The sequence below is a fragment of the Stenotrophomonas sp. LGBM10 genome (genome assembly GCF_046736075.1).
Taxonomy (GTDB): Bacteria; Pseudomonadota; Gammaproteobacteria; order Xanthomonadales; family Xanthomonadaceae; genus Stenotrophomonas.
In genome coordinates this window covers 530,036-556,031 of record NZ_CP177163.1, presented here as the reverse complement: position 1 = coordinate 556,031, position 25,996 = coordinate 530,036, and the positions used below count along the sequence as shown (strand labels likewise).

Here is a 25,996-nt window from a genome sequence, read left to right as displayed (position 1 = left end):
GCACATCCGGGCGTCGATCCGGGTGTGGCGGTGTCATGACGCGCCGGCTACCCACTGGAACATGCCAGTGTTTCGCCGTTCCATGTGCAGCGCAGCCTCAGCGTGTCGTACCGTGCGTCGTCCACCTGCACGCCGTACAGTTTTGCGGTGTGAACCCACTCACGCATCGCGTGAGCGTCCGGGAAACCGTGGTCCCCTGCAAAAATGTCGCCGGCCTCCGGCCCGGTGGCCGCCGCGTCGGGAATGGGGTTGCCCTGTGCATCCCGGCTCCTGCCCCTGACGTACCGCGCTTGATGGACCGAATCCGGCTCAAGCACGAGATGGGTCTGCGACCCATCGCGCCACGTGATTGCGTAGGTCACCGACTCAACGCCGAAGAGGCGGCTGACGAAGCCCAGGCCAACCGATGACAGGGTGATCGAGATCGAATTCCATGCCGTGCTCTGGGTCGTCGCGCCAGAGAAGGCGGCGCCAATGCTGCTTTCCAGCCTGGCGCGCGCGGTGGCGGACTGGACGATATCGTAGGCGCGGTGGTCCTTGAAGGCCTCCGGGAACACGATGCCATTGGCCGCGCCCGGGTTGTCAGGATGGACCGGAACCACCGCCCCGTTGCCTCCGGCGCGTGTGGAGGCATCCAGGTTGGCGAGTGCCATGATGCGCTGGAAGGCACTGGATACGGGGGATGGAACCGCCGTGGTCATTGCCCTGTACCGCTGAAGTTCTCTGTCGTACTCCACGTCGAAGCCGTGAAGCCTCACCTGGGCCAGATCGACCACCAGCGTGGGGCCGGGGCCGGTGGCCGCGGCGATCTGCCGTGGATTGACGCAGTTGTCGCACACGACAAGGCCACTGGCGCGCGCGTTGCCCGGCAGATGCAGCGCGGTTGCCAGCAGCAGCGCCAGCCACCCGGCACTGGTCATGCAGTGTTTCATGTCATTCCTCCGGTTGAGTGCGACAGGCCGGTGCCCCAGCGCAGTCCGCGTGAGGCCTCCTTTTATCGTCTCCGTACCGCCCGGATCGTGTCGGCGTCCGCAGATGGACAACTCCGTGTCGATCACGACATGTCCCATCCGCATGGCGTGCGCGAGGGGAGACGCGCAATGAAAAAAGGCCCCGGATCGCTCCGGGGCCTGTTCGTTTCAGCGCATCACCGCCGGATCAACGATCCGGACGGTGGGTCGCGTTGGCTTCGCTCTGACGCTCGACGAACTCCTTGGAGGGCTCGTCCAGCTTGTCGCCCAGCATGCGGCGGACCACGATGAAGAACACCGGGATCATCAGCAGGCCCAGGAAGGTGGCGAACACCATGCCGCCGATCACGCCGGTACCGATGGCGTGGCGGGCGTTGGCGCCGGCACCGGTGGAGATGGCCATCGGCACCACGCCCAGGATGAAGGCGAAGGAGGTCATCAGGATCGGGCGGAAGCGCAGGCGCGAGGCCTCGATGGTGGCTTCACGCAGGGTCTTGCCCGCTGCACGCTGCTCCACCGCGAACTCCACGATCAGGATGGCGTTCTTGGCCGCCAGACCGATCACGGTGATCAGGCCGATCTTGAAGTACAGATCGTTGGGCAGGCCACGCGCCAGCGAGAACGCCAGCGCGCCGAGCACGCCCAACGGCACCACCAGCAGCACCGCCACCGGGATCGACCAGCTTTCATACAGCGCGGCCAGGCACAGGAACACCACCACGATGGACAGCACCAGCAGCAGGGTCGCCGCGTTGCCGGCCAGGATTTCCTGGTAGCTCATGCCCGACCAGTCGTAGCCGAAGCCGGCCGGCAGATCATCGCTGACGATCCGCTCCATCGCCTGCATCGCCTCACCCGAGCTGCGCCCCGGTGCCTGCGAACCGACAATGTTCACCGCCGAGTAGCCGTTGTAGCGGCTCAGCGACGGCGGGGCGGACATCCACTCGGACTTCACCACGGTGCTCAGCGGAATCATCGCCGGGGTGCCGTCTGCGTTGGTCTGCAGGCTGCTGGGCGTGTAGAAGCTGTTGAGCGACTCGGCACCGGTGCGATACGGGCCGTCGGCCTGCATGGTCACGCGCTTGATGCGGCCTTCGTAGAAGAAGTCGTTGACGTACACCGGGGCCAGCATCAGCTGGATGGTGCTGTACACGTCCGACACCGACAGGCCCATCGTCTGCGCCTGCACGCGGTCCACGTGGAGCTGCAGCTGCGGGGCGTTTTCCAGCCCGTTGGGACGCACGCCGGTGAGCAGGTCGCTCTCCTGTGCGGCCTTGCCCAGCAGGATGTTGCGTGCCTGCGTCAGCTGTTCGTAGCCCGCACCACCGCGATCCTGCAGCCACATGTCAAAGCCGCCGAACTGGCCCAGACCCTGCACGGTGGGCAGGTTGACCACGAAGATCTGCGCTTCCTTGATGCCGTAGAACGCCCCGTTCATGTTCTGGATGAACTCGGGCACGGTGACCTTGCGCTCGTCCCACGGCTTGAGGCGGATGAAGCCCATGCCGACGTTTTCGCCGGAACCGACGAAGCTGAAACCGGCCACCTGCAGCATGCCCTCGAACCCTTCCTGGTCCTTGAGCACGCCACGCATCTGCGCGAAGGCCTGGTTGGTCTGGGCCTTGGTCGAACCCGGCGGCAGCTGCACGATCGCCAGTGCGTAGCCCTGGTCTTCCTCGGGCAGGAAGCTGCCCGGCATGCGCGTGAACAGGAAGCCGCACAGCACGGTGAGCACCACGAACAGGATCATCCAGCGCGGCGCATGGCGCACCGCCGAGGTGATGTGGCCCACGTAGGTGCCACTGATCTTGTCGTAGTACTTGTTGAAGGTGCGGTAGACGATGTTCGGCTTGTCGGTATGCGTCGGCTTGAGGAAGGTCGCGCACAGCGCCGGGGTGAAGCCCAGCGCCAGGAACGCGGAGAACGCCATCGCGATGGCGATGGTCAGCGCGAACTGCTTGTAGATCTCACCGGCCGCACCGCCCTGCAGGGCCGAGGGGATGAACACCGCCGCCAGCACCACGGTGATGGCCACCACCGCGCCGGTGATCTGGGTCATGGCCTTCTGGGTGGCGGCCTTGGGCGGCAGCTTCTCCTCGGTCATGATGCGCTCGACGTTCTCGATGACCACGATCGCGTCATCGACCACGATGCCGATCGCCAGCACCATCGCAAACAGGGTGAGCTGGTTGATGGTGAAGCCGATGACGCTCATGCCCAGGAAGGTGCCGAGCAGGGCCACCGGGATGACCAGGGTCGGGATCAGGGTCGCGCGGAAGTTCTGCAGGAAGATCAGCATCACCAGGAACACCAGTGCCACTGCTTCGATCAGGGTCTTGACCACTTCCTCGATCGAGATCTTGACGAAGGTGGTGCTGTCATACGGCGAGAACCAGCTCACGCCCGCCGGGAAGCTGGGAGACAGCTCATCCATCTTGGCGGTGACCGCGTTGGCCACGTTCAGGGCATTGGCGCCCGGCAGCAGCTGGATCGCGAAGGCGCCGGTCGGCTTGCCGTTGTACTGGGTATCGAAGCCGTAGTTGTTGGCGCCGAAGGCGATCCGGGCAACGTCCTTCAGCATCACCCGCGAGCCGTCCGCATTGGCGCGCAGGATGATGTTCTCGAACTCATCGGGCGAGCTGAAGCGGCCCTCGGCCGAGACGGTGGCGGTGAAGTAGTGGCCTTGCGGCGACGGGTCCGAGCCGAGCGAGCCGGCGGCGAACTGGACGTTCTGGTCCTTGATCGCGGCCAGCACCTGGGTGGCCGACAGACCATAGCCCTGCATCTTTTCCGGGTTGAGCCAGATGTTCATGGCGTACTCGGAACCGAACTGCTGGGTGCTGCCGACGCCGGGAATGCGCGAGATCTGGTCGAGCACGCGCGAACCGACGATGTCGTTGAGCGCGTCACGGTCGATCGAGGCGCTGTCCGACTGCAGGGCCACCACCATCAGGAAGCCGGCGTTGGCCTTGGCCACCACCACGCCCTGCTGGGTCACTTCGGTGGGCAGGCGCGGGGTGGCCAGCGACACCTTGTTCTGCACCTGGACCTGGGCGATGTCCGGATCGGTACCGGTCTCGAAGGTCAGGGTGATCGAGGCACGGCCATTGGAGGCCGAGGACGAACTGAAGTACAGCAGGTGATCGATACCGGTCAGCTGCTGCTCGATCACCTGGGTGACCGATTTTTCGGTGGTGTCGGCGCTGGCGCCGGGGTAGGTGGCGCTCACCGTCACCTGGGGCGGTGCGATGCTCGGGTAGGACTCCACGCCCAGACCCAGGATCGAGATCACGCCCGAAAGCGAGATCAGGATCGCGACCACCCAGGCGAATACCGGGTGTTCAATGAAAAATTTAGGCATGACGGACGGTTCCCGTTATTGCTTGTTCGGTTCGGCGGCGGGGGCCGCGTCGGCCTTGTCGGCGGGCGCATCGGCCGGCGTGGCGGCAGCATCGGGCTTGGCGGCCGCCGGGGCGGCACCCGCGGAAGCCGGGGCCTGGCCATTGGCGTTGGCGCTGGCCGGATCCCACGGCTTGGCCGTGGCGGGCGCGCCTTCCTTGACCTTCTGCACGCCGGCCACGATCACCTTGTCACCGGCGTCCAGGCCGCCGCTGACCAGCCAGTTGCTGCCCTGCTGGCCTTCGCTCTTGACGTTCTTGCGGGCGACCTTGCCATCCTTGCCCACCACCAGCACGTAGCCACCGGTGGTATCGCGCTGCAGGGCCTGCAGCGGCACCAGGAAGGCGTTGTTGCGCTCGCCCAGGGTCGCCTGGAAGCTGACGAAGGCACCCGGCAGCAGGATCTGCTGCGGGTTCGGCAGCACCGCGCGCAGCGACACCGCGCCGGTGGCCGGGTCGACCGTGGTCGAGGAGAAGTCCAGCGTGCCCGGCTGGTCGTAGACGGTGCCGTCGGCCAGCTTGACCTGCACGGTGGACTTGCCATCGCCGCTCAGGGCCAGCTGGCCCTTGGCCTGCGCCGCGCGCATCTGGGTCAGTTCGTCCACGCTCATCGAGAAGTTCACGTACAGCGGGTCGAGCTGGTCCACCGTGGTCAGCAGGGTCACGTCGCCCTGGCCGACGAGCGCGCCTTCGGTGACCTGCTGCTTGCCGGCACGGCCACTGATCGGCGCGGTCACTTCGGCGTAGCCGAGGTTGATCTTCGCGCTGGTCAGGGAGGCCTGGGCCTGCTGCACGGCCGCGGCGGCGGTGCGTTCGGCCGCTTCGGCGGCGTCCAGATCCGAGCGCGACACGAACTTCTGCGGGGCCAGCGAGCGGGCGCGGTTGGCGGCGGCCTTGGCGTTGGCGTAGGTCGCCTGCGCCGAGGCCAGTTCGGCCTGCGAGGCGTTCAACGAGGCGCGCAGCGGCGCCGGGTCGATCAGGAACAGGACCTGGCCCTGTTTGACGTCGGCGCCTTCCTGGTAGACGCGCTTGAGCAGCACGCCCGGCACGCGGGCGCGGACATCGGCGCTGCGGTACGGCGACAGGCGGCCGACCAGCTCACGCTGCAGCGGCAGCGTCTGCGGCTTGGCATCGATCACGCCCACTTCCGGCGGCGGGGGCATCTGCTGCTCTGGCTTCTTGCAGGCGGTCAGTGCAACAGCGACTGCGCACGTCAGGGCAAGGGTGCGGAGTGGGGCGATCATCAGGAGAAACTCCGGTGTTGGTTTGAAGACGGAGCCGCGGCGGTTTCCGGCACGGCGAACGCGCGCAGGAAGCTGTCAACGGAGAATTCTGCCCAGCGACGGCGCTCGGCGGCGTCGGCGCGGTGGGGGGTATGGAAACGCTGTTTCTCGACGTCCAGGCCGGCGATCATGCTTAGTAGCAGTTCGGCCATGAAGTGCGGGTCGTCATGGCTGAGCTGGCCGAGGGCGCTCCGCTCCTGCAACCATTCAGCGACGTGAAGATGCAGCGCACCCGCGCCATCGCGGTAGAGGGCGCGGGCTTCCTGCGGAAACCGCGCCGACTCGGCGGCGATCAGCCGGCGGGCCTGGGCCACGTGCGGCTGGTGGGTGTGTTCGAGGTAGTCGCCGGCGAACTGCAGCAGGCTGCCGCGCAGGTCGCCCTGGTCCAGGCTGTGCAGCCCGGCGGTGGCGCGGCTCACATGCCGCTGCATCACCCGGCGCAGCAGTTCCTGCTTGCTGCCGTAGCGGCTGTAGAGCGTCTGCTTGGAGCACCCGGCGTGCTGGGCCACCGCGTCCATGCTGATCTGCATGCCCTGGGTGGCGAACAGATCGCGCACGGCATCGAACACGCGCTGGTCGCGCGCGTCCAGGGTGCTGGCGGCGGGGTGTGGGGGATTCACGCGGTGGACTATACCGTCCAGTTCAGAATTGGAGAAGCCTTGTATTCGCACGGCTTCTGATGGCCAACGTCAAGTTGCCACACAAGCGGCCGATGCTGCGTTGCGTGGATCACCCGTGCCTGCATCCGTACCCCGGCGGATTGAGTGGCGCGATGTAAACGCCACCCAACCCGAATCACCTTATTCCGTCCTGCAGCAAGGTATTTTCGTGCGGTAGGCCTACAATTTCATTTTCCCAACTGAGCAACACGCACCGCTCTGCCATGAAACCGCAAAAACCAGCAGCCAAGACCGTGAAAAACAAATCCAAACCAGCCGATACGCAGACTGTTTCGCCAGTGGGCTTCTCGCTGGAGCCGGTGTACACGGCCTTGCGCAAGCGCTACCCGTCGGCCGGGCAGGCCGAGGCAGTGGCTTTTGCCGCCGACTTCTACAAGCGCATGGAGGCGGACGAGTTCCCGCACCACACCGCTGAGGAGTGGGCTGCACTGGCAGCGGACACCCTGGAGTTCGCGCGTGTCCGCAAGCCGGGCAAGGCCAACGTGCGCGTGTTCAATCCGACCCTGAAGGCCAATGGCTGGGAGTCGGCACACACCGTGCTGCAGATCGTCAACGACGACATGCCCTTCCTGGTCGACACGGTGACGATGTCGCTGGCCGAGCACGGCATCGGCGTGCACGTGCTGGGCCATCCGGTGATCCGCTTCGCCCGTGACAAGGCCGGCAAGCTCACCACGGTCAGCGACGGCACCGCCGAGTCGGTGATGCTGCTGGAAATCGACCGCCAGCCGACCGACGCCATGAGCGACGTCGAGCAGGCCATCGTCAAGGCGCTGGACGAGGTGCGTGCCATCGTCCGCGACTGGGATGCCATGCGCAGCAAGGCGCTGGCCCTGGCCGACGACCTCGGTACCCGCCAGTTGCCGATCGACGCCGCTTCGCGCGCCGAAGCGCAGGAATTCCTGCGCTGGGCCGCCGAAAACCACTTCACCTTCTTCGGCTACCGCGAATACCGCGTTGAGAAGCAGGGCAAGGAAGAAGTGCTGGCGCCGCTCAACGATACCGGCCTGGGCCTGATGCGCGGCAAGGACAAGTCCGCCGCCCGTCCGGTCAAGACCCTCGCCGCGCAGGGCCTCAACGCCACCACCGGCCTGAAGGACGCGCTGATCCTGACCAAGACCAATGCCCGTTCGCGCGTGCACCGTTCCGGTTACATGGATTACATCGGCGTGCTGGAATTCGACGCCAAGGGCAAGATCATCGGCGAACAGCGCTTCCTGGGCCTGTTCACCTCCAGCGCCTACAACCGTCGCCCGTGGGAAATCCCGCTGGTGCGCCAGCGCCACGAGTATGTGATGAAGCAGTCCGGACTGGCCGCGGCCAGCCACAGCGGCAAGGCGCTGCGCCACATCCTGGAAACGCTGCCCCGCGAGGAACTGTTCCAGTCCAGCGAGGACGAACTGTTCCGCACCGCAATGGGCGTGCTGGGCCTGCAGGAGCGCGTGCGCAGCCGCCTGTTCCTGCGCCGCGACAAGTACAGCCGTTTCATCTCCGCGCTGGTGTACCTGCCGCGCGAACGCTTCAACACCGATGTGCGCCTGCGCATCGAGGCGATGCTCAAGGACGCGCTGCAGGGCGAGTACGTGGACAGCTCGGTTGTGCTCGGTGAGTCGCCGCTGGCCCAGGTGCACCTGATCGTGCGCCCGAAGGCCGGCCAGACCCTGGAAGTGGACACCAGCGCGCTGGAACAGAAGCTGGCCCAGGTGCTGCGCAACTGGCAGGACGACCTGCGCGAAGCGCTGGTGGCCCGCCACGGCGAGAGCGAAGGCCTGCGCATCGCGGCCCGCATCGGCAAGGCATTGCCGGCCGGTTACATCGAAGACTCGAGCACCGAGATCGCCGCCAACGACGTCAGCCAGCTTGACGCGCTGACCGGTCCGGACGACCTGCGCCTGAGCCTGCAGGCCGTGCAGCGCGACGGCGGCGACGGGCTGCGCCTGAAGCTGTATCGCCAGCTGGATGACATCCCGCTGTCCGATGCGCTGCCGATGATGGAAAACATGGGCCTGCGCGTGATCGCCGAGCGTCCGTACCGTCTGACGGTCGACAACGCCCCGGTGTACGTGCAGGACTTCGAAGTGGAATCGGTGGCCGGTGCGATCGACGCGCCGAGCGTCGATGCCGCCTTCGGTGAAACCTTCGCCCGCGTCTGGCACGGCGATGCCGAGAACGACGGCTTCAACCGCCTGGTGCTGGCCGCTGGCCTGCATTGGCGCCAGGTCGCCATGCTGCGTGGCTACTGCAAGTACCTGCTGCAGACCGGCGTGCCGTTCTCGCAGGCCTACGTGGAAGGCACCTTCACCCGTTACCCGCTGCTGGCCCGCCTGCTGGTGGAGCTGTTCGAAGCCCGCTTCGATCCGGCGACCGGCAACGAGAGCAAGGACGAAATCGCCGAGGGCCAGGCCCAGCTGCGCGCGCACCTGACCGTGCTGGCCGGTGGCGACGAGGCCACCCTGAAGGTGCTCAAGACCGTGGTCGATGCCCGCAAGGGTGACCGCAAGGTGCAGATGGATGCCGCGCGCGATGCGCTGCTGAAGCTGATGGACCGCGTCTCCAGCCTGGATGAGGACCGCATCCTGCGCAGCTTCATGGGCGTGATCGACGCGACCCTGCGCACCAGCTACTACCAGACCGATGCCGAGGGCCGTCCGGGCCACGTCATCAGCTTCAAGTTCGATTCGGCACTGGTGCCGGACCTGCCCAAGCCGCGCCCGTACCGCGAAATCTTCGTGTACGGCCCGCGCGTGGAAGGTACCCACCTGCGCTTCGGCGCGGTCGCCCGTGGCGGCCTGCGCTGGTCGGACCGTCGCGAAGACTTCCGTACCGAAGTGCTGGGCCTGGTCAAGGCGCAGATGGTCAAGAACACCGTCATCGTGCCGGTTGGCGCGAAGGGCGGCTTCTTCGCCAAGATGCCGCCGGTGAACGGCGACCGCGATGCGGTGTTCGCCAACGGCGTGGCCTGCTACAAGCTGTTCATCCAGGGCCTGCTGGACATCACCGACAACATCGTCAACAACAAGATCGTGCCGCCGGTGGACGTGGTCCGCCACGACATGGACGACCCGTACCTGGTGGTGGCGGCCGACAAGGGCACTGCGACCTTCTCCGACATCGCCAACGGCCTGGCCGTGGCGCACGGTTTCTGGATGGGCGATGCGTTCGCCTCGGGTGGTTCGGTGGGCTACGACCACAAGGGCATGGGCATCACCGCACGCGGTGCATGGGAGTCGGTCAAGCGCCACTTCCGCGCGCTGGGTCGTGACAGCCAGAGCCAGGACTTCACCACGGTGGGTGTCGGTGACATGTCCGGCGACGTGTTCGGCAACGGCATGCTGCTGTCGCGCCACATCCGCCTGGTCGCGGCGTTCGATCACCGCCACATCTTCCTGGACCCGAACCCGGATGCGGCCACCTCGTTCGTCGAGCGTGAGCGCATGTTCACCGTGCCGCGTTCCAGCTGGGCCGACTACGACGCCAAGCTGATCAGCAAGGGCGGCGGCATCTTCCCGCGTACGCTGAAGTCGATCGAGATCACCCCGCAGGTGCGTGAGGTGCTGGGCCTGGACGAGAACGTCAAGGCACTGTCGCCGAACGACCTGATGAGCGCCATCCTCAAGGCCCCGGTGGACCTGCTGTGGAACGGCGGCATCGGTACCTACGTGAAGGCCGCCAGCGAGCAGCACAGCGATGTGGGCGACCGCGCCAACAACGCGCTGCGCGTCAACGGTGGCGAGCTGCGCTGCAAGGTGGTGGGCGAGGGCGGCAACCTGGGCATGACCCAGCTGGGCCGCATCGAAGCCGCCCAGGCCGGCGTGCTGCTCAACACCGACTTCATCGACAACTCGGCCGGTGTGGATACCTCCGACCACGAAGTCAACATCAAGATCCTGCTCAACGATGTGGTGCGGGCCAAGAAGCTGACCGTTGAACAGCGCAACAAGCTGCTGGCGTCGATGACCGACGAAGTGGCCGCGCTGGTGCTCAACGACAACTACCGCCAGAACCAGGCCCTGAGCCTGATGGAGCGGATGGCGGTCAAGCGCCTTGGCTCCAAGCAGCACTTCATCCGTACGCTGGAGCAGCAGGGCCTGCTCGATCGCCAGATCGAGTTCCTGCCGTCCGATGCGGAGCTGTCGGCACGCAAGGCGCGCGGCCAGGGCCTGACCCGTCCGGAGCTGTCGGTGCTGCTGTCCTACTCCAAGCTGGTGGCGTTCGCCCAGCTGCTGGATTCGGACATTCCGGAAGATCCGTACCTGTCCAAGGAACTGCAGCGCTACTTCCCGACGCCGCTGCAGAAGAAGTACGCCGATGCGATGGAGCGTCACCGCCTGAAGCGCGAGATCATCGCCACGGCCGTGACCAACCAGACCATCAACCGCATGGGCGCCACGTTCCTGATGCGCATGCAGGAAGACACCGGCCGCAGCATCGCCGAGGTCGCCAAGGCCTACACGATCAGCCGTGAAACGCTGGACGCGCGCGCCCTGTGGGCACAGATCGACGCCCTCGACGGCACCCTGCCGGAGTCGGTGCAGATCGATGCGCTGGAAGTGATCTGGAAGCTGCAGCGCTCGTTCGTGCGCTGGCTGCTGTCGCGTCCGGGCGCGATGCCGGGCATCACCGAGGCGGTGAACCGTTACCAGGCCGCGTTCAACGACATCCGCGTGGCATCCGGCGTGCTGCCGGACTCCCAGCGCCCGGCCTACGAGGCGAGCGTGCAGGAGTGGAAGGAGAAGGGCCTGCCGCCGGCACTGGCACAGCAGCTGTCCGAGCTGCAGTTCCTGGAACCGGCGTTCGACATCATCGAACTGGCCCGTACCCGCAAGCTCAAGCCGGTGGATGTGTCCAAGATCCACTTCCGTCTGGGCGACGCCCTGCAGCTGCCGTGGCTGTTCGAGCAGATCGACGCGCTGGAGGTCAATGGCCGCTGGCACGCCGTGGCCCGTGGCGTGCTGCGCGACGAGCTGGCTGCCCATCACCGCAACCTGGCTGCCCAGGTGTTGTCGATGAAGGGTGGCAGCGCCGAAGCCAAGGTTGCCGCGTGGATCGGCCGTGATGACAGCAGCCTGCGCTTCACGCTGTCGATGCTGGCCGAACTGGCCGAGCAGAAGACCCTGGACTACCCGACCGTGTCGGTTGCGGTGCAGCGCCTGGGTCAGCTGGCCGCGCACGGCGCGTAACCTGCGCTGACGCGTGAAAACGAAAGGGCCCCGCTTCGGCGGGGCCTTTTCTTTGGGGCGACGGCGTGTTGATCTGGCAACCCACTGTCTGAGGGCCGCCGGGTGCGGGGGTACGGGACAGGCCGTAAACCCATCTCTGGGGGCTCGTAGAAAACATCCATGTTTTCTACGGTCCCGTACCCCCGCACCCGACGGCCCTCAGACAGTCGGTCGGTGGCCTTGGGAACAGCCTGCGACACGCCATACGTGTCTGTGCGTCGACCGGGTATGCTTCGGTCGTATGCCTTACCCGGACTTTCCATGAGCGACACCCCCCGCATCGCTTTTCTGGCCAGCAGCACCGAGCCCGCGCAGCAGGCCCTGGCGCTGATGCTGGCCCGCTACGGCGCATGCCCGCCCGAGGAGGCCGATGTCCTGTGCCCGCTGGGCGGTGACGGCTTCCTGCTGCAGACCCTGCACCGCCACGGCGCACTGGGCAAGCCGGTGTTCGGCATGAAGCTGGGCACCGTGGGCTTTCTGATGAACCAGTTCCGTGACGACGACCTGCCGGCGCGGCTGGCGGCCGCCGAGCCGGCCAACCTGCGCCCGCTGGAGATGCTGGCGTTGACCGAATCGGGTACGACCACCGGCTCGCTGGCCTATAACGACGTGTCCCTGCTGCGCCAGACCCGCCAGGCCGCGCATATCGGCATCGATCTCAATGGCCAGGAGCGGGTTGCCGAGCTGATCGGCGACGGGGTGCTGGTGGCCACGCCCGCTGGCAGCACCGCCTACAACTATTCCGCGCATGGCCCGATCCTGCCGCTGGGTTCGCACACCATCGCCTTGACCCCCCTGGCCCCGTACCGGCCACGGCGCTGGCGTGGCGCGATCCTCAAGGCCGATACCGAAGTGCGCTTCCGGGTGCTGGACCCCTACAAGCGTCCGGTCAGCGTCACCGCCGATTCGCACGAGACCCGCGACGTGGTCGAAGTGACCATCCGCGAGTCGCGCGAGCGCCGGGTGACGATGCTGTTCGACCCCGAACACAACCTGGAAGACCGGATCCTCAGCGAACAGTTCATGTTTTGACGGACAATAGCTGGCCGGCCGATCTGGCCGCATTGGATGGCTGACCGACATGGGCGACAACACCCCCCGCTTGCTGACCGTGGCCGTGACCTCGCGCGCCCTGTTCGACCTGGAAGAAGGTCACGCGTTGTTCGAGGCGGAAGGCGTGGACGCCTACGCCGAGTACCAGCGCAAGCACGAGGACGATGTGCTGCGCCCCGGCGTGGCCTTCCCGGTGGTGCGCAAACTGCTGGCGCTGAACCAGGGGCAGTCGCCGGAGTCGCCGCGGGTGGAAGTGATCCTGCTGTCGCGCAACTCGGCCGATACCGGGCTGCGCATTTTCAATTCGATCCAGCACTACGGGCTGGGCATCATCCGGGCCACGTTCACCGCGGGCGAGCCGACCTGGCCGTACGTGAAGCCGTTCGGCACCGATCTGTTCCTGTCGGCCAACCCCGACTCGGTACGGCGGGCGCTGCTGCACGGCATCGCCGCCGCCACGATCCTGCCCAAGCCACCCGGCGAAACCATCGCCGCGGCCGAGCAGCTCGATCTGGGCCGTCCCGCCGGGCAGCTGCGCATCGCGTTCGATGGTGATGCGGTGATCTTCGGCGATGAAAGCGAGCGCATTTCGCGCGAGCAGGGCGTGGAGGCCTTCGGCCGGCACGAGCGCGAAAACGCGCGCGAACCGCTGAGCGGCGGCCCGTTCCGCAATTTCCTGTCGGCGCTGCACACCCTGCAGGCGGTGTTCCCGTCCGGAGAGGACGCGCCGATCCGCACCGCGCTGGTCACCGCGCGATCGGCGCCGGCGCATGAGCGGGTGATCCGCACCCTGCGCGAGTGGGGGGTGCGCCTGGACGAAGCGCTGTTCCTGGGCGGGCGGCACAAAGGGCCGTTCCTGGAAGCGTTCGGCGCGGATATCTTCTTCGACGATTCGCAGCACAACATCGACAGCGCACGCCAGCACCAGAGCGTGGCGGCCGGCCACGTGCCGCATGGCGTAGCCAACGACTGAGCAGTCACTACAGCGGCAGCACGATGTTGACCAGCTTCCAGCGCAGTCCCTGACGCTGCAGCACGAACACCACCGGCGCGCCGTCCGGCGTGTGGGTGGTGGCGGTGAAGCGCGACAGCGATTCAAAGTGGTGTTCGGCGTGCTGCAGCGGGCGCGCGGCGCGCGGCGCGGCGTAGGCGTCGTCGCGTTCCAGATCGTTGCTGGCGCGCTTCCACAGCGTGTGGCCCTCCAGCAGGGCGCCGATCCCGGTCGGGGTCACCATCGCATCCACGGCCGTGCCGGTGAGCGTCTGGCTGGCCGACAGCAGCAGCGCGCCGACCATGTTCGACTGTACGTCCGGCCCGGCGCGACGCACGACATAGTCGTTGAGCTGTGCGCGCAGGTTCGCGCGCAGCAGCGGGAAGTCCACGTAGCGGTCAAGCCGCGCGGTGTCGCGGGTTTCGATGGCCTGCGCCAGGCCACGCACGGCCAGGTAGGGGCCACTGAACCAGGCGCCAGCCAGCAGCACCACGATGGCGAGCAGCAGCCAGGGAAGTTTCTTCATGCGGCGGGTACCTCCAGGAAAACGGGAGAAGCTTGCCGCAGCACGTGTCGGTCGACGTGAAGGCTAGTGGCTCGGTGACGCGCCACTGCGCTGGAAGGTGGCCACCAGCCGCTCGCGTTCATGCGGCTGCAGTCCGTCCACGCGGGTATCGAGCACCTGATCCAGACCGGCGATCCGGGTGGTACCCAGCACGCCGCTGGCGACGGCGGGGTTCTGCAGGACGTAGGCGAACGCGGTCTGCGCCGGTGCCTGCGAGTCGAGCCCGGCGATGGTGCGCTGCATCGCCTTGGCGCTGCGCATCAACGCGCGGCTGGACGGCTTCAGCCACGCCCGCGCCAGGTACCAGGCATCGGCAAGACGCGGCAGGCGTGGCCGGGCCGGCAGCAGATGGCCCTGGGCGAGCACGGTGCCGGCGAGCACGCCGATCCCGGCGGCGTGCATGGCGGCGATGACCGGTTCGCGGTCCTGCTGCAGGGCGTTGTAGTCGATCAGGGCGACGTCGAAGGGGCCGCGGCGCTCGGCTAGGTGCCGCATCACCGCGCCGGTGTGGGAATTGATGCCAAGCAGGCGGAACATCCCGTTGCGGCGCATGCGCTCCAGCGCGGTCAGCAGTTCATCACTGATCTGCTCCAGGCCGATGCCGTGCAGCTGGAAGATGTCCAGGTGGTCGCAGTGCAGGTTGCGCAGCGAGGCAGCACAGCTGCGTTCGATGGCTTCCGGAGAGAAATCGCGCTGCTCGGCGCCGCTGATGCCGGCCTGGCCGGTCAGGGTGCCGGCCTTGCTGGAGATCACCAGGCCATCGCGCGGATGCGTGGCGAACGCGCGCTGCAGGATCCGGCCCAGCCGCGGTTCGGCCTTGAAGGCTGCGTAGTTGTGGCCGGTGTCGAACAGGGTGACGCCGCGCTCCAAGGCGCGGCGCACGATGCGCTCGGCCTCGGCCTCGGGGAAGCGCCGGTTGCCCCAGAACCCCGAGCAGCCCAGGCCGATCTGCGAGACCTGCAGGCCGCTGCTGCCCAAGGCGCGGTAGGTCATCGGCGGTGGCGCGACCGGGTGCACCATCGTGCTCAGAACTCCAGGTCCAGGGCCGCGCACAGGTAGTCCACGAACGGTCCCAGTGTCTTCAGGTCGGCGGCGATGGTCTGGCGCAGGCGCGGGCCGGTCATGGTGGCGTCGTCCAGCGCGCGCCAGAACACCCAGTTGCGGTGCTTGAGGTCGTCGATGAACTCGAAGTCGGCATCGAAGCCGCGCGGTGCGCGCACCAGCTTTTCGCTTTCCTCGAAATCGAACTTCTTCCGCAGCGCCGGCGCGTGCGCGGCGGCCTTCCAGCTGCCGGGGTTGTCGACGATGAAGTGCCGCACTTTGCGCTGCGTGGCCGGCTCGGGATGCCACAGGCCCGCGCCCACGAAGCTCTCGCCTGGCTGCAGGTGGATGTAGAACGACGGTGCCGGCACCTGCTTGCGGCGCTCATGGAACAGGCGGGCACCCTGCCAGGTCTTGTACGGCGACTTGTCGTTGGAGAAGCGCGCGTCGCGGTAGATGCGGAACAGCGACCCGCCCACGCCGCGCGGGTCGGCGCGGAAATGGTCGCTGACGGTGGCCAGGTCCGGCTGCAGGTCGGCGATCAGGCGCAGGAACGGCTGGCGGACATGCTCTTCGTACTGCGGCTTGTGGTCGTTGAACCAGCCCTTGTCGTTGTTGCGCGCCAGACCCCGCAGGAAGGTCATGCTCTTGGGACTGAAATAGCTGCTCACAGGCTCTCCTCCAGGTGGGTGCCCCAGTCGCGCAGCTGCTGCAGCAGGGCCAGTCTGCCGGGGTCGCCGGCATGTTCGATGGCCAGCGCATCCAGCTCCTCGCAGAACTGCGGCAGGGTCTGCTCGCCCAGGCGGGTATCGCCCAGCAGGCGCTGGCGACGGTAGTGGTTCCAGCGGGCGCGCTCGTCGCCATCGAGCGTGGCCAGATGGTTGCGCGCGCGGTAGCGGAACAGCAGTTCGGGCATGCGTGGATCGCGCAGGCGCTCGGCGAAGCTGGCCAGCTCGGTCGGCGGGCTGGTGCGGATGCGGGGCATCAGCGCCTTGTCGCCGTCGGCCAGGAAGCCGTCGTACAGCGAGGCATCCACATCGCTGGGCGGCAGGTCGCGCTCGCCACCGAACACCTGGCGCACCTTCTCGGCCACGGCCGGCCCCAACGCGCGCACGCGCGCGGCCTTGGCCTCGATCGCGGCCACATCGATGCCCAGGCGGGCATGGTCGGCCGGACGCAGGTGGTTCCAGGCCACCAGTGCCGGCACCTTGTTGAGGTGTACTTCCTTCAGTGGCACGCGCTGCTCGCCCTCGGCCAGGTCGGCGGCGCGGGTGTACAGGCGCGCGGCCAGCGTCTCGGCCGGCAGTGCCAGCAGGCCGTCGATGTCGCCTTCCAGGTCGAGCGCGATGATCCGGTTGTTGATGTACGGATGCCGTGCCAGCGGCAGCACCGGGGCCGCGCACAGCCGCTGGGCCGGATAGCGCATGGACACATGCAGCACCGGCTGCATCGCGTCCACGTCCAGCAGCCCGGCGACGAAGCGCTTGTCGCGCAGCTTCAGCGCGTAGTCCCACAGCCGTGGCTGGGACTGTTTGAACAGCCGCGCCAGGCCGATCGTGGCATGCACGTCCGACAGCGCTTCGTGTGCATCGCCCTGGCGCACGTTGTTGGCCGTGGCCAGGTGTTCGAGCTTGAACGAGGTGGCATCGTCTTCGCGCTTGGGCCAGACCACGCCGTCCGGGCGCAGCGCGTGCAGCAGCCGCATCATGTCCAGCAGGTCCCAGCGCGAGTTGCCATTGCGCCACTCGCGCTCGTACGGGTCGTAGAAATTGCGGAACAGGCCGTGGCGGACGAATTCATCGTCGAAGCGCAGCGTGTTGTAGCCCAGCGCGCAGGTGCCGGGGCGGGCCATCAGATCGTTGATCCGCGAGAAGGCCTCGGCCTCGCTGACACCCGCAGCCAGCGCGTGCTGCGGGGTGATGCCGGTGATCAGGGTGGCGACGGGCGAGGGCAGCAGGTCGTCGGCCGGCCTGACGTAGAAACTCACCGGCTCGTCGATGATGCGCAGGTCGGCGTCGGTGCGGATTGCGGCGAACTGCGCGATGCGGGTGCGTCGCGGGTCCTGGCCGAAGGTTTCCAGGTCGTAGAACAGGAAGCTGTCGGCAGCCATCAGTGTGCGCCCTCCAGCACCGGCAACTGCGCGTGGATGACGCGCTCCAGTGCGTTCCAGTCGATGTGATCCAGGCTGTCGTGGCCGGCCGTGGCATCCTCGAGAATGCGGCGCTGCAGGTCGGTGCGCGCCAGGGCAACCGCATACGGTGTGTGCAGGAAGGTCACCATTGTGTAGTGCGGCACGAAGCGGGTGGGCCAGCGCGCCTGCAGCGCCTGTTCGAGCTCACGCTGCAGCAGGAACGCCGGATCGGCGACGCGGTCGCGCATTTCCAGGTAGTTTTCCAGCGCCATCTGCTGGATGGCCTCGGCATTGGGCTTGCGGTCGCGCTCGAAAGCGGCAAACGCGTCGGCGAGGGTCTCCTGTTCCAGCAGATGCGCGGCGAGTGCAACGCAGTCTTCGAACGCGCAGTTCATGCCCTGGCCGTGGAAGGGGACCATTGCATGGGCGGCATCGCCAAGCAGCACGGCGCGGCCCTGCAGGTGCCAATGCCTGAGGTGCAGGGTGCCAAGCAGGCCCGGGGGATGCTCTTCCCAGTCGCGGCGCAGGTTCGGGATCAGCGCCAGCGCATCGGGGAAGTCGCGGGCGAACAACGCTTCGGCCTGGGCACCGGTGGTGGTGGTGGCGAAGCTGGGGTCGCCGGTGTTGGGCAGGAACAGGGTGACGGTGAAGGTGCCTTCGTCGTTGGGCAGGGCGATGCACATGTAGTGGCCGCGCGGCCAGATGTGCAGGGCGTTGGCCTCGATGCGGAAGGTGCCGTCCGGACCCGGTGGAATTTCCAGTTCCTTGTAGGAGTGGTCGAGGAACTCGATGCGCTCGTCCAGGGGCTGCTTGCGGTTCATCGCAGCGCGCAGCGCCGAGCCGGCACCGTCGGCACCGATCAGGGTGTCGAAGCGGATGTCATGCGGCTGGTCGTCGCGGTCGTCGATGAAACGTGCGTAGCCGGCGTCGAAGTCCACGGTATGCAGGCGACGGTGGAAGTGGACACAGGCGCCGGCATCCTCGGCCAGTTGCAGCAGGGTGGTGTTCAGATCCTTGCGGTGGATGGACCAGATCACTTCGCTGTCGTCGCGCCCGTAGCGCTGCAGCTGCGGCGCGCCGTCGCGCGGATGGACCATGCGCCCGCGCATCATCACCGCCTTGGCCATCACCGCGTCTTCGACGCCGGCCTGGCGCAGGGCGTTGCGGCCGCGTTCGGCGAGGGCGAGGTTGATCGAGCGGCCGGACTCGTAGTCGCTGATGCGGGGATCGCCGCGGCGTTCGTACAGGGTGATCCGCCAGCCTTGGCGCGACAGCAGGATGGCCAGCAGGGAACCAGCCAGGCCAGCGCCGATGATGCTCAGCGAGCGGGAGGGGGGTGCGATCACGACGGTGTCCTTAAAGGCCGGCCCAGGCTTCCACTTCCTCGACGAAGTGGTGCAGGTCGAGGTAGCGGTTGTACAGCGGGGTGGGCGAGATGCGGATGACGTCGGGCTCGCGCCAGTCGCCGAGGACGCCGACGGTCTGCAGGTACTCGAACAGGCTGCGGCCACGCTCGCGGCCGCCGGCCACGCGCAGCGAAAGCTGGCAGCCGCGGCGCTCGGGTTCGGCGGGGGTGAGTACCTGCAGCACGCTGGGCAGGCGCGCGCGGACGAGGGCGTCGAGCATGCCGGTCAGGCGCAGCGATTTGGTGCGCATGGCGTCGATGCCGCCGGCCTTGTCGACGATGTCGAGGGAGGCCCGCAGGGGCGCGAGGCCGAGCACCGGGGGATTGCTGAGCTGCCAGCCTTCAGCGCCGACGGCCGGAACGAACTGCGGCGCCATCTTGAAGCGGGTGGCTTCTTCATGCCCCCACCAGCCGGCGAAACGCGGCAGGGTGGTGTCGCGGTGGTGGCGTTCGTGGACGAAGCAGCCGGCAACCGCGCCGGGGCCGGCGTTGAGGTACTTGTAGTGGCACCAGACGGCGAAGTCGGGGGCGATATCGTGAAGCTGGAGCGGGACGTTGCCGACCGAGTGGGCCAGGTCGAAGCCGACGCGGGCCCCCTGCAGGCGCGCCATGCGGGTGATGGCGTCGAGGTCGAACACCTGTCCGCTGCGGTACTGCACGCCCGGCCAGAGAACGAGTGCGAGGCGGGGGCCGTGTTCGACGATCGCGCGCTCGATGGCCTGGAGTGAAAGGGTGCCGTTGGGTTCGTCGGGCTGCACTTCGACCAGGTCGGTGGCGGGATCGAAGCCGTGGAAGCGGATCTGCGATTCAACCGCGTGGCGATCGGTGGGGAAGGCGCCGGCTTCGATGAGGATGACGGGGCGTTCGGCAGTCGGCCGGTAGAAGCTGACCATCATGAGGTGAAGGTTCACGCTCAGGGTGTTCATCGCGACGACTTCGCTGGGCAGGGCACCCACGACGCGGGCGAGCTGCTCGCTGACCAGGCGGTGGTAGCGCAGCCACTGGGTATCGCCGGTGAAGTGGCCTTCGACGGCAAGCGAACCCCATTTGTCCATCACGTCCTGGACGGCGGCGCGGGCACCGCGCGGCTGCAGGCCGAGGGAGTTGCCGACGAAGTAGGTCTGGTCGCGATGGTTGTGCTGGGGAAAGACGAATTCACCGCGCAGCGCGCGCAGCGGATCGGCAGCGTCCAGGGCAACGGCGTGGGTGCGGCTGAGAATCTCGGACATGGTGCAACCGGCGGTGACAGTGACCGACAGTTTACCGGCTGCCGAGGCGCACAGGCTCAGCCCCCACCGTTCCACGGCCGCACCACCCGTAGAGCCGAGCTCTGCTCGGCTGCTCTCCTCAGGCTGGCGGGATGCGGCTGGGGTGCCGGGACACGCTGCAAGTACGTCCCTGTAAGCTCCATCGCCGCATCCATGCGGCGAAGGGTCCCGTCACCCCAGCCGCACCCCGCCCGGACACCGTGTCGGCGCGCACGGGAAAAGCGGAAGGCGAGGCAGCAGCACAGCCACCTGGCGGGGAAGATTCACCCCGTAGAGCCGAGCTCTGCTCGGCTGCTCTCCGTTCCGCGACCGCAGCGCATGCACCAGAGAGCGCCCCTCACAGGCCGCAGGCGCGGCGTCAGCCCTCGACGGCGACCTTGGCCGGCAGCGGGTCCACGTGCCCGCAGGCGCCGCAGGTGCGAAGCTCCAGCGAGGCGTGGTAGCGGGCGAACACCTTCGGCAGATCCGTCTCGATGTTCTCGAGCGCGAAATACTCTTCATACAGCTTGTGGTTGCACTGTTCGCAGAACCACATCAGGCCATCCTGCTCATGCGCCAGGCGCTTGCGCTCGACCACCAGGCCAACGCCGCCAGGCGGGCGACGCGGCGAATGCGGCACCTTGCCGGGCAGGAGGAAGATCTCGCCGGCGCGGATCGGGATGTCGCGTACCGCGCCGTCTTCCTGCACTTTCAGCACCATCTCGCCCTCGAGCTGGTAGAACCACTCCGGACCTTCGTCGTAGTGGTAGTCGGTGCGGCTGTTCGGCCCACCGACGACCATCACGATGAAGTCGCCGTTCTCGATCATCTTGTTCCCCACCGGCGGCTTGAGCAGGTGGCGGTGTTCCTCGATCCAGGCCAGCAGATTGATGGGGGAGGCGAGCATGGTGGCAGTTCCGTATGTGCGGCGGTCAGTCGCGCCGGCCGTGGCGCGGGACGTAGGACAGGGCCTTTTCGTAGGCCGGCTGCAGGTCTTCAGGGGCGCCGACGTCGATGCCCATCTCACGGACGCGGCCGTCCTTCAGGCTGTAGACCCAGCCGTGCACCATCAGCTTCTGGCCACGGGCCCAGGCATCCTGCACGATCGTGGAACGGCAGGCGTTGACCACCTGCTCGATCACGTTCAGCTCGCACAGCCGCGCGTGCTTCAGGTCGGGCTCTTCGATGGCGTCCATGATCCCTGCATGCTTCTGGGCCACGTCGCCGACGTGCCGCAGCCAGTTGTCGGCCAGGCCGACGCGGGTGTTGTTGAGGCTGGCATGCACACCGCCGCAGCCGTAGTGGCCGACGATCAGGATGTGCTTGACCTTGAGCTGGTCCACCGCGTACTGGATCACGCTCAGGCAGTTGAGGTCGGTATGCACCACCACGTTGGCGACGTTGCGGTGGACGAATACTTCACCCGGGGCCATGCCGATGATCTGGTTGGCGGGCACGCGCGAATCGGAGCAGCCGATCCACAGGTATTCCGGGTGCTGCTGCTTGGCGAGCTGGTGGAAGAACTCGGGATCTTCCTTCTCGATCCGGTCAGCCCATTCGCGGTTGTTCTGCAGCAGCTTGTGGATGTCTTTCATGGTGCGGTGTCCCTGACGTCGGGTGGGGGCAAGGCGCGGCCAGGGTGGCCGCGTCGTCGCGGGAAACGGGAAGGTCAGCCGGTCGTGCCATCGTCGCGGCGCCAGCGCATCCACTGTGCCAGCTCGCGCGATGCAGGGGCCGGCAACGCCGACAGCGCGTCGATGACGCTGCGCTGGTTGGCCTCGGGATGGTTCTGGCTGAGCTTGAGCTTGATCTGCACCTGGTCGGGGCGGAAGCGGAAGCCGACGATGCCGCCGAGCATGCGCTGCTGGCGCGGGTCGATCGGCTGCAGGTCCCAGTCGCCGCCAACGCCGGCCTCGTAGTGCGCGCTCAGGCCGTCGAGCATGGCCATCAGCGCGTCCGGGTCGTTCACCGGTTCGAGCACGCCGCGCAGTTCGGCGGCGGCGTAGTTCCAGGTGGGCACGCGGGCCTGGGCGTCCTTGTCCGGGTACCAGCCCGGCGATACGTAGGCGTGTGGGCCGTGCACCAGCAGCAGCGCGGGGCCGGCATGGCCGGCCTGCGGGTTGGGGCGCGCCCAGTGTCCCTCGATCAGGATGCCGTCGCCGTCGCGCCGGTACAGCACGGGCAGGCGCGTGGCCTGCGGCAGGCCATCGGCACCGGTGGTCAGCAGCGTCACGAAGGCATCCCGCGCCAGCAGCCGGTCCAGCCAGATCAGGTCGGTCTCAGCGAAGGCGGACGGGATGAACATGGCCGGTCAGGCGCGGGCGCCGAGGTTCTGCACCATGCGGCCGTGCAGGTCGGCATCGCTGGCGGCCTGCGGGGGAGCCACCTCATGCAGCGAGAAGCCGCGGATCAGCGCGTCTTCCTCGTCCAGGCCGTCGTAGGCAACGAAGTCGGCGTCGAACAGCTGCGAACGCGCGGTGTCCTCGCTGTCGTAGCTCAGGGTGTTGCCGTCGCTGTCCAGCACTTCGGCGGTACCGGCCGGCCGGATGCGCAGGCGGGCCCAGATCAGGGTGTTGCCGAGGCTGGCAAGGAACCACTCGTCGTGGTGGAGGGTGTCGTCGTTCATGTCGTTACCATCGAAAGCAGCCAGAGCAGGGCGGCCATGCCCAGTCCGGCCAGCAGGGTCAGCAGGGAAATCCACGCCGGCGCGGCCAGCCCGGACAGCGAGCGGTCCGGGCTGAGCCGGTAGTCACGGCCCAGCAGCCAGCGCAGCGCGTCCGGGCGCAGGAAGGCACCGCTGCCGAAGCGTTCGGCGAGCGCCGGGTGGCGATCGCGGATGTGCACCAGGGTCAGCGGCCAGAAGATCACGAAGGCACTGAACCCGGCGATCGCCACGCCGACGAAACACAGCGCGAAGAACAGGGTCATGGGCTCGGTGCCTCCGTGGTCGGGATCAGAACTCGGCCGTACCCGGCGCACGCGGGTAGGGGATGGCGTCGCGGATGTTGCCGAGCCCGCAGACGTACACCACCAGGCGCTCGAAGCCCAGGCCGAAACCGGCGTGCGGCACCGAACCGTAGCGGCGGAAATCGCGGTACCAGCCGTAGTGCGCCGGGTCCAGCCCGAACTGCGCCATGCGCGCGTCGAGCACGTCCAGGCGCTCTTCGCGCTGGCTGCCGCCGATGATCTCGCCGATGCCCGGGGCCAGCACGTCCATCGCCGCGACGGTCTTGCCGTCGTCGTTGAGGCGCATGTAGAACGCCTTGATGTGCTCGGGGTAGTTGGTCACCACCACCGGGCGGCCGATATGTTCCTCGGTCAGCCAGCGCTCGTGTTCGGTCTGCAGGTCCAGGCCCCATTCGACCGGGAAGTCGAACTTTTTGCCCGAGTTCTGCAGCAGCTTCACCGCCTCGGTGTAGTCGATCTGTTCGAACGGGGCGTTGATGAACGCTTCCAGCTTGGTGATGGCGTTCTTGTCCACGCGTTCGGCCAGGAACGCCAGGTCATCGCCGCGTTCGTCCAGCACCGCACGGAACAGGTACTTCAGGAACTGCTCGGCCAGGCGCGCGTCTTCGGCCAGATCGGCGAACGCGATTTCCGGCTCGATCATCCAGAACTCCGCCAGGTGGCGGGTGGTGTTGGAGTTCTCGGCGCGGAAGGTCGGGCCGAAGGTGTAGACCTTGCTCAGCGCCAGGCAGTACGCCTCCACGTTGAGCTGGCCGGACACGGTCAGGAAGGTTTCCTTGCCGAAGAAATCGCGGCTGAAATCGACCTCGCCCCTCTCGTTGCGCGGCAGGTTGGCCATGTCCAGGGTCGAGACCCGGAACATCTGGCCGGCGCCCTCGGCATCGGACGTGGTGATGATCGGGGTGCTGATCCAGTTGAACCCGTTCTGGTGGAAGAACCGGTGCACGGCCTGGGACAGGCAGTTGCGGATGCGCGTGACGGCGCCGAACAGGTTGGTGCGCGGGCGCAGGTGCGCCACTTCGCGCAGGAACTCCGCGCTCATCGGCTTGGGCTGGATCGGGTAGGTCAGGGGGTCCTCGACCAGGCCGACGATCTCGATGTCGCTGGCCTGGATCTCGAAGGACTGGCCCTTGCCCTGGGACTTGACCAGGGTGCCGCGGGCGATCACCGAACAGCCCGGGGTCAGGCTCTTGATGTCGTCGAAGTTGCCCAGCGTGTCATTGGCCACCACCTGGATGGGGGCAAAGCAGGAGCCATCGGTGACATTGACGAAGGCAAGCGCCGCAGAGCCGCGCACCGTCCGTACCCAACCGCGTACGGTTGCCTCGCCGCCTTCCGGGATCTTCCCGGCAAGCGCATGTTCAACGCTGACCACCGTCATGACTTGAATCCTCTGTTGATCGACTCGATCTGTGAACGGGAGAGTTTACCGGCTGCAGTGTTCCGCTTGCGAGGCATTTCTGCGGTACCGGTGTCCTCTATAATCGTCAAGTCCCTTCCCGGAGCATCCCCGCATGGCCGTCAGCCTGACCCCGATCGCCCTTCAGCGCGTCCAGCGCTTTGTCGCCGGTACGCCGGGCGCGCTCGGCCTGCGGTTCGGGGTGACCCGTACGGGCTGTTCAGGTTGGGGCCACGTGACCGACCTCGCCCGGGATGAACGTGAAGGCGACAGCGTCTTCGAGCAGGATGGCATCCGGATCTACGTGGACGCCCAGAGCCTGCCGCTGGTGGACGGCACGGTCATCGATTTCGGCAAGCAGGGACTGAGCGAAACGTTCACGTTCAGGAACCCGAATGCGGCCGCAGAGTGCGGCTGCGGCGAGAGTTTCACCACCGACGACGCGCATCGCTGAGCGTCCGCGTGCGCCACTCTGTCGAGGCCTGTGTGTGCCTTGACAATGCCATCACATACCGATAAAACCCTATTGGATTGAAGAAAGGTATTGATCGCGAATCGCTGATCTACACCGCCTTTCTGGAACATTCGCGCGGCAGGGGAATTGCCGTGTGCAGTACCGCTCTTCGGGCTCGAACTGCGAGCCGGGAAGTGCGCAGCTTCAATGGAGTTGTATGGCTGCCGGACGCGTCCTGTCCGGGTCGTTGAGGGGGAAGGATGCACAAGGTCGAGCAGGGAAGTGCGCGTTCTGTCGTTGCGCTTGCGCGAAACGACGACGCCCGGGTGAGATTGTTCTGTTTTCCGTTCGCCGGTGGCGGTGCATCGGTGTTCCGCAAGTGGACGCCGCACGTCTCCCGGGACGTGCAGATGTTGGCGATCCAGATGCCGGGGCGAGAGTCCAGGCTGTCTGAAGACCTGCACGTGGACATCTCGGTGGCGGTCGCGGCGATCGTCGATGATCTGCTGCCTTGGCTGGATCGTCCGTTCGCGTTTCTCGGGCACAGCCTGGGATCGCTGATTTCGTTCTGCGTCGCCCGTGAACTCCGTGAGCGTGGCGCACCGATGCCGCTGCATATGTTCCTCTCCGCGCGCCGTGCGCCGCATCTCGCCGGCCCGCGCCGCGCGCTGCATGGATTGCCACGCGACGAACTGCTGCGTGAACTGCGCAGTCTGGAAGGAACGCCGTCGGCCGTACTCGAACACGAAGAGCTGCTGGAACTGCTGCTGCCCATCCTGCGCGCGGATTTCCAGCTCAACGAGCGCTACGTTCATGCCGAGGCGGCCCCGCTGCCCTGTACAGCGACGGTGATGGGCGGGCTTTCGGACACCGCCGCAGACCATGCGCAGCTCGCGCAATGGGCACAGCATTTTGACGGCTCGACCGAGCTGGACATGTTCCCCGGCGGACACTTCTATATCGATCAGATGCTGCCGGTGTTGGGGGCGCGCATCGGCCAACGGCTGCTGTCGCCGGTTGGGCGTGGAACAGCGGTGGAAACAGCCTGCGCAGCGGGCTGAGCGACAGGCGCGCCGTCGGGCGCGCATCAGTGCGGCAAGTGTGTGGGAGCGCTTCGATGCCATGACCGGCACCGGCGGGGAAGGGCGCCCCACGATATCGATCTGACGTACCGCGTGGGCGGTGCAGGTCG

General features: G+C 67.1%; 20 protein-coding genes and 1 pseudogene. 5 read left to right on the top strand and 16 right to left on the bottom strand.

Annotated elements, in window-relative coordinates:
• Positions 1–47 precede the first annotated feature (47 nt).
• The 4 genes from ACLB90_RS02185 to ACLB90_RS02170 all read right to left on the bottom strand — a co-directional run bounded on the left by ACLB90_RS02185 (position 48) and on the right by ACLB90_RS02170 (position 6,272).
• Positions 48–932, bottom strand: a complete 885-nt coding sequence (locus tag ACLB90_RS02185; RefSeq protein WP_411851420.1) for a hypothetical protein — start codon at positions 930–932, stop codon at positions 48–50.
• A 226-nt stretch (positions 933–1,158) separates the two neighbouring features.
• Positions 1,159–4,332 (bottom strand): multidrug efflux RND transporter permease subunit, encoded by a 3,174-nt coding sequence (locus tag ACLB90_RS02180; protein WP_411851419.1) that lies wholly within the window; start codon positions 4,330–4,332, stop codon positions 1,159–1,161.
• Between the two features lie 15 nt (positions 4,333–4,347).
• Positions 4,348–5,613: an efflux RND transporter periplasmic adaptor subunit gene (locus tag ACLB90_RS02175; protein ID WP_411851418.1), complete on the bottom strand. Its 1,266-nt coding sequence runs from the start codon at positions 5,611–5,613 to the stop codon at positions 4,348–4,350.
• Entirely contained in the window at positions 5,613–6,272 is a 660-nt protein-coding gene (locus tag ACLB90_RS02170; RefSeq protein ID WP_411851417.1) for a TetR/AcrR family transcriptional regulator, read from the bottom strand. Before ACLB90_RS02170 ends, ACLB90_RS02175 begins: the two co-directional genes overlap by 1 nt.
• 344 nt (positions 6,273–6,616) lie before the next feature.
• Between ACLB90_RS02170 and ACLB90_RS02165 the strand changes: the two are divergent.
• The 3 genes and pseudogenes from ACLB90_RS02165 to ACLB90_RS02155 all read left to right on the top strand — a co-directional run.
• Positions 6,617–11,512, top strand: a pseudogene (locus ACLB90_RS02165) (NAD-glutamate dehydrogenase); the annotation flags it as partial.
• Between the two features lie 300 nt (positions 11,513–11,812).
• Positions 11,813–12,583, top strand: coding sequence for an NAD kinase (locus ACLB90_RS02160; protein WP_136003389.1), 771 nt, complete (start codon positions 11,813–11,815; stop codon positions 12,581–12,583).
• Positions 12,584–12,632: 49 nt separating this feature from the next.
• A complete protein-coding gene (locus ACLB90_RS02155) occupies positions 12,633–13,577 on the top strand; it encodes a 5'-nucleotidase (RefSeq protein ID WP_411851416.1) in 945 nt (314 codons plus the stop codon).
• 7 nt (positions 13,578–13,584) lie between these two features.
• Here ACLB90_RS02155 and ACLB90_RS02150 read toward each other — a convergent pair whose 3' ends face one another.
• From ACLB90_RS02150 to asnS, 12 genes are all read right to left on the bottom strand, one after another.
• Positions 13,585–14,121 carry a DUF2939 domain-containing protein gene (locus ACLB90_RS02150; RefSeq protein ID WP_411851415.1) on the bottom strand — a complete coding sequence of 179 codons (537 nt, stop codon included), beginning with the start codon at positions 14,119–14,121 and terminating at the stop codon, positions 13,585–13,587.
• 63 nt (positions 14,122–14,184) lie between these two features.
• Entirely contained in the window at positions 14,185–15,180 is a 996-nt protein-coding gene (locus ACLB90_RS02145; protein ID WP_411851414.1) for an aldo/keto reductase, read from the bottom strand.
• A gap of 5 nt (positions 15,181–15,185) precedes the next feature.
• Positions 15,186–15,872 carry a DUF2461 domain-containing protein gene (locus tag ACLB90_RS02140; RefSeq protein ID WP_411851413.1) on the bottom strand — a complete coding sequence of 229 codons (687 nt, stop codon included), beginning with the start codon at positions 15,870–15,872 and terminating at the stop codon, positions 15,186–15,188.
• Positions 15,869–17,311: an exodeoxyribonuclease I gene (gene sbcB, locus ACLB90_RS02135; RefSeq protein ID WP_411851412.1), complete on the bottom strand. Its 1,443-nt coding sequence runs from the start codon at positions 17,309–17,311 to the stop codon at positions 15,869–15,871. Before sbcB ends, ACLB90_RS02140 begins: the two co-directional genes overlap by 4 nt.
• Positions 17,311–18,675, bottom strand: coding sequence for an FAD-dependent oxidoreductase (locus tag ACLB90_RS02130; RefSeq protein WP_411852676.1), 1,365 nt, complete (start codon positions 18,673–18,675; stop codon positions 17,311–17,313). Before ACLB90_RS02130 ends, sbcB begins: the two co-directional genes overlap by 1 nt.
• 13 nt (positions 18,676–18,688) lie before the next feature.
• Positions 18,689–19,966, bottom strand: coding sequence for a kynureninase (gene kynU / locus ACLB90_RS02125; RefSeq protein ID WP_411851411.1), 1,278 nt, complete (start codon positions 19,964–19,966; stop codon positions 18,689–18,691).
• Positions 19,967–20,363: 397 nt separating this feature from the next.
• Positions 20,364–20,891: a 3-hydroxyanthranilate 3,4-dioxygenase gene (locus ACLB90_RS02120; RefSeq protein WP_411851410.1), complete on the bottom strand. Its 528-nt coding sequence runs from the start codon at positions 20,889–20,891 to the stop codon at positions 20,364–20,366.
• A 25-nt stretch (positions 20,892–20,916) separates the two neighbouring features.
• Positions 20,917–21,579, bottom strand: a complete 663-nt coding sequence (can, locus tag ACLB90_RS02115) for a carbonate dehydratase (protein ID WP_411851409.1) — start codon at positions 21,577–21,579, stop codon at positions 20,917–20,919.
• Positions 21,580–21,653: 74 nt separating this feature from the next.
• Positions 21,654–22,289 (bottom strand): FMN-binding negative transcriptional regulator, encoded by a 636-nt coding sequence (locus ACLB90_RS02110; RefSeq protein ID WP_411851408.1) that lies wholly within the window; start codon positions 22,287–22,289, stop codon positions 21,654–21,656.
• A 6-nt stretch (positions 22,290–22,295) separates the two neighbouring features.
• Positions 22,296–22,610 carry a hypothetical protein gene (locus ACLB90_RS02105; protein WP_411851407.1) on the bottom strand — a complete coding sequence of 105 codons (315 nt, stop codon included), beginning with the start codon at positions 22,608–22,610 and terminating at the stop codon, positions 22,296–22,298.
• Complete coding sequence (locus tag ACLB90_RS02100; protein ID WP_411851406.1) at positions 22,607–22,912, bottom strand: hypothetical protein; 306 nt, start codon at positions 22,910–22,912, stop codon at positions 22,607–22,609. The genes ACLB90_RS02105 and ACLB90_RS02100 overlap by 4 nt, the downstream gene beginning before the upstream one ends.
• Before the next feature lie 25 nt (positions 22,913–22,937).
• A complete protein-coding gene (gene asnS / locus ACLB90_RS02095) occupies positions 22,938–24,332 on the bottom strand; it encodes an asparagine--tRNA ligase (RefSeq protein WP_411851405.1) in 1,395 nt (464 codons plus the stop codon).
• Positions 24,333–24,465: 133 nt separating this feature from the next.
• On the opposite strand from asnS, the gene ACLB90_RS02090 reads away from it, so the two are divergent.
• Both ACLB90_RS02090 and ACLB90_RS02085 read left to right on the top strand, forming a co-directional pair.
• Positions 24,466–24,804, top strand: coding sequence for a HesB/IscA family protein (locus ACLB90_RS02090; RefSeq protein ID WP_411851404.1), 339 nt, complete (start codon positions 24,466–24,468; stop codon positions 24,802–24,804).
• A 260-nt stretch (positions 24,805–25,064) separates the two neighbouring features.
• A complete protein-coding gene (locus ACLB90_RS02085; RefSeq protein WP_411851403.1) occupies positions 25,065–25,865 on the top strand; it encodes a thioesterase II family protein in 801 nt (266 codons plus the stop codon).
• Positions 25,866–25,996 lie beyond the last annotated feature (131 nt).

Bases quoted from the DNA above. Each gene is read 5' to 3' on its own strand.
- ACLB90_RS02185 (WP_411851420.1), bottom strand. From the start codon at position 932: ATGAAACACTGCATGACCAGTGCCGGGTGGCTGGCGCTGCTGCTGGCA.
- ACLB90_RS02180 (WP_411851419.1), bottom strand. From the start codon at position 4,332: ATGCCTAAATTTTTCATTGAACACCCGGTATTCGCCTGGGTGGTCGCG.
- ACLB90_RS02175 (WP_411851418.1), bottom strand. From the start codon at position 5,613: ATGATCGCCCCACTCCGCACCCTTGCCCTGACGTGCGCAGTCGCTGTT.
- ACLB90_RS02160 (WP_136003389.1), top strand. From the start codon at position 11,813: ATGAGCGACACCCCCCGCATCGCTTTTCTGGCCAGCAGCACCGAGCCC.
- ACLB90_RS02155 (WP_411851416.1), top strand. From the start codon at position 12,633: ATGGGCGACAACACCCCCCGCTTGCTGACCGTGGCCGTGACCTCGCGC.
- ACLB90_RS02150 (WP_411851415.1), bottom strand. From the start codon at position 14,121: ATGAAGAAACTTCCCTGGCTGCTGCTCGCCATCGTGGTGCTGCTGGCT.
- ACLB90_RS02145 (WP_411851414.1), bottom strand. From the start codon at position 15,180: ATGGTGCACCCGGTCGCGCCACCGCCGATGACCTACCGCGCCTTGGGC.
- sbcB (WP_411851412.1), bottom strand. From the start codon at position 17,311: ATGGCTGCCGACAGCTTCCTGTTCTACGACCTGGAAACCTTCGGCCAG.
- kynU (WP_411851411.1), bottom strand. From the start codon at position 19,966: ATGTCCGAGATTCTCAGCCGCACCCACGCCGTTGCCCTGGACGCTGCC.
- ACLB90_RS02120 (WP_411851410.1), bottom strand. From the start codon at position 20,891: ATGCTCGCCTCCCCCATCAATCTGCTGGCCTGGATCGAGGAACACCGC.
- can (WP_411851409.1), bottom strand. From the start codon at position 21,579: ATGAAAGACATCCACAAGCTGCTGCAGAACAACCGCGAATGGGCTGAC.
- ACLB90_RS02110 (WP_411851408.1), bottom strand. From the start codon at position 22,289: ATGTTCATCCCGTCCGCCTTCGCTGAGACCGACCTGATCTGGCTGGAC.
- ACLB90_RS02105 (WP_411851407.1), bottom strand. From the start codon at position 22,610: ATGAACGACGACACCCTCCACCACGACGAGTGGTTCCTTGCCAGCCTC.
- ACLB90_RS02100 (WP_411851406.1), bottom strand. From the start codon at position 22,912: ATGACCCTGTTCTTCGCGCTGTGTTTCGTCGGCGTGGCGATCGCCGGG.
- asnS (WP_411851405.1), bottom strand. From the start codon at position 24,332: ATGACGGTGGTCAGCGTTGAACATGCGCTTGCCGGGAAGATCCCGGAA.
- ACLB90_RS02090 (WP_411851404.1), top strand. From the start codon at position 24,466: ATGGCCGTCAGCCTGACCCCGATCGCCCTTCAGCGCGTCCAGCGCTTT.
- ACLB90_RS02085 (WP_411851403.1), top strand. From the start codon at position 25,065: ATGCACAAGGTCGAGCAGGGAAGTGCGCGTTCTGTCGTTGCGCTTGCG.